Below are 1,894 nucleotides of genomic sequence, written 5' to 3' on the forward strand. Positions count from 1 at the left end.
TTGGTCGCGCCACCGATACGAAGATACCACCGCAATTCTAACTGCTCTTATTTGGCTCTTATTTGCGTTTTAAGAGTTATCTGACCTTGTTGCTATATTATTCCTTAGAAAGGAGTTTAAAGCTCATGGAACTAATTATAAAAACCCTATGGCAAATCATAGGGGGTCTCATCGTATCTTATATCAGCAAAAAGTTTGGGCAATCATGAAAAGCTTCAGATAATTACTACAAATATTCTGATTGAATAACGGTTGCTATGGATGTGCTACGCACTGCTCTGGCGAAAAATGCTATTTTGATGAAATGCTTTTAGCAACGTTTCTCATTGCATTTTTGAACACAATATCATCAGTATCTACTTCAACAGTAATTCCTTGTTCACTATTTATTGCATCTTCAAAATAACGTGTTAATTCTTCTGTTTGCGGTTTAATATTATATTTCGTCATCAAACTGTTTAGTTGCTTTTGAAGAATTTCTTGTTGCTCATTAAAATCCAAAATAGCTAAATCTGATACCGTCGTATCAAAACCAACATTCTCTCGAACCATTTTTCGTATCTTTGCTGCCTTTTCTTTGCCGACCTTTTTAAAATTATACTTATCAGCATTAACACGTTCTAAAATGGCTTTCTCAGTTTCAGTTAAATTATCATTGTCATCAACTGCAAGTACATGAAAAGAACTCATTTTTTCAATAATTTCTTCTTGCCAAGAGTCTACTTTACCTTGTCTAAATTGAAATTCTAGACGCCACCATTCTTCCGCCCAATCTGGAATTTCATCTTTTTTACCATGCTTTTTACGCTCATTAGCCTTGTCATATAAACGAATCTGCCGTTCACTTTTCCGTCTTCCCCAATATCTAGTTTCTAATTTTCCGGACAAAGTTCGATAAATATCTCTAGTAACATTGAACAATCCAAAATCATAGAGACTAAGGTCGACATTGTATATATCACAGGCTAAATCAACACGCGTCAGATGAGTATGGTCAATTGAATACATAATTCGTTCTAACTGCTTCAAATCATCATTTTCTAAGTGGTTGGGATTATATTGCACCCAAACTGGGTCATCAAAATGCTTATGAAATTTCAAACGCTGTACTGTAATCAAAACTTCAGTATCGCCATTTTCAAACTTTCGAATATATTGCCACATGTAATTTTCACGTCGACAAATCCATTCACCATTGTTTAGAATAAACGCAACCGGCATCCTTCGTAAATTACCAACTACATTTACCATGTCTATCGACCAATGGTTTTTTATTAATTGGGCTTTTTCTTGCTCCATTTGGTACTCTCCATTTCGTTGTGGAGAGCTATATGTACACTCATTTGAGTATGTTATAATACTTCTTGAGTATACCTATAGCTCCCTTGTGTAAACGACATTCTTCTGACGCCTAAATCTTCGGAATGCCGTTTTTTTGTGTCTAAATTTTCAATGTGCTACATGCTTGAACACGTGCATAATGCCATTTTAACATATTAATCTGGCAAATTACCCGTTCTAATGAAGTGGCTGATTACTAGTTAAATTGGCTCACAGTTTCACTGCCTTTTTGTATGTGAGGTTCGAAAATCGAACCTCTAGCGGGCTGTTAGTAAAAGCCCGCTTTTTCTGGTCGACTGATCGTCTCCCGCCAAAAGTCTCCAATCGTCGAGCAGAGCTCTCCTCATTTCGCCTAGAGGTGGTATCTCCATATCGGCAAGGACGAGATGCCTAAAATGACTGGTCGTCATTTCTTAACGACACCCAAGCACACTGGACACTCGATGTGTCCTACCGTGTGTCGTCTGTCGCTCCCTTTGGTCGCGCCACCGATACGAAGATACCACCGCAATTCTAACTGCTCTTATTTGGCTCTTATTTGCGTTTTAAGAGT

The 1,894-nt window shown here is 37.5% G+C and carries 1 protein-coding gene; it reads right to left on the reverse strand.

Annotated features, from left to right (window positions below):
• Window positions 1-291: 291 nt before the first annotated feature.
• Window positions 292-1,299, reverse strand: a complete 1,008-nt coding sequence (locus K5Q14_RS09710; RefSeq protein ID WP_011191358.1) for a replicase — start codon at window positions 1,297-1,299, stop codon at window positions 292-294.
• Window positions 1,300-1,894 lie beyond the last annotated feature (595 nt).

This window comes from Leuconostoc inhae (genome assembly GCF_019656015.1).
Taxonomy (GTDB): Bacteria; Bacillota; Bacilli; order Lactobacillales; family Lactobacillaceae; genus Leuconostoc; species Leuconostoc inhae_A.

Coding starts and splice junctions, on each gene's coding strand:
- K5Q14_RS09710 (WP_011191358.1), bottom strand. CDS start 1,299: ATGGAGCAAGAAAAAGCCCAATTAATAAAAAACCATTGGTCGATAGAC.